Annotated in this window: 2 protein-coding genes; both read left to right on the top strand. The window is 71.7% G+C overall.

The window, feature by feature from the left end; translation table 11 throughout:
- Positions 1-188, top strand: a 188-nt coding sequence (locus EAO72_RS41565) for a YciI family protein (RefSeq protein WP_222724178.1), incomplete at its 5' end; no start/stop codon positions are given.
- A 47-nt stretch (positions 189-235) separates the two neighbouring features.
- The coding region (locus tag EAO72_RS41570) for a sigma factor (RefSeq protein WP_315986340.1) at positions 236-660 on the top strand (425 nt) is incomplete at its 3' end.

A 660-nucleotide genomic window follows, 5' to 3' on the forward strand; every position in this document is an offset into this window, starting at 1 on the left:
CCGGCGGAAAGCTCAGCTACACCGACGGGCCCTTCACCGAGACCAAGGAGGTCGTCGGCGGGTACGCCATCCTCCAGTGCAAGGACAAGGAAGAGGCCCTGGAGTGGACCAGGCGGTTCCTCCAGTGCCACCCGGAGAGCTGGAGCGTCACCTCCGAGATCCGGGCCATCGACGAGGCGACCGGCTGACCGGCCGCGCTTGCCCGGGCCCCGGGCGGCTGCTCTGATGGGTGGCCGTGACGGCAGCGAGCGCGGTTGAGGCGGTATTCAGGATCGAGTCCGCGCGGATCATCGCCGGTGTCGCCCGGATCGTCCGGGACGTGGGCATCGCCGAGGAACTCGCGCAGGACGCCCTGGTCGCCGCGCTGGAGCAGTGGCCGGAGTCGGGCGTCCCGGACAACCCGGGAGCCTGGCTCATGGCCACCGCCAAGCACCGCGCCATCGACCTCGTACGCCGCCGCGAGACGTACGCCCGCAAGCTCGCCGAGATGGGCCGGGACCTGGACACCGTCTCCGGCGAACCGGACCCGGATGCCGCGGACCCGGACCGGATCGACGACGACCTGCTGCGGCTGATCTTCACCTCGTGCCACCCGGTGCTCTCCACCGACGCCCGCATCGCCCTCACCCTGCGCCTCCTCGGCGGCCTCACCACCGGCGA

The organism is Streptomyces sp. OR43, from assembly GCF_008042275.1.
Taxonomy (GTDB): domain Bacteria; phylum Actinomycetota; class Actinomycetes; order Streptomycetales; family Streptomycetaceae; genus Streptomyces.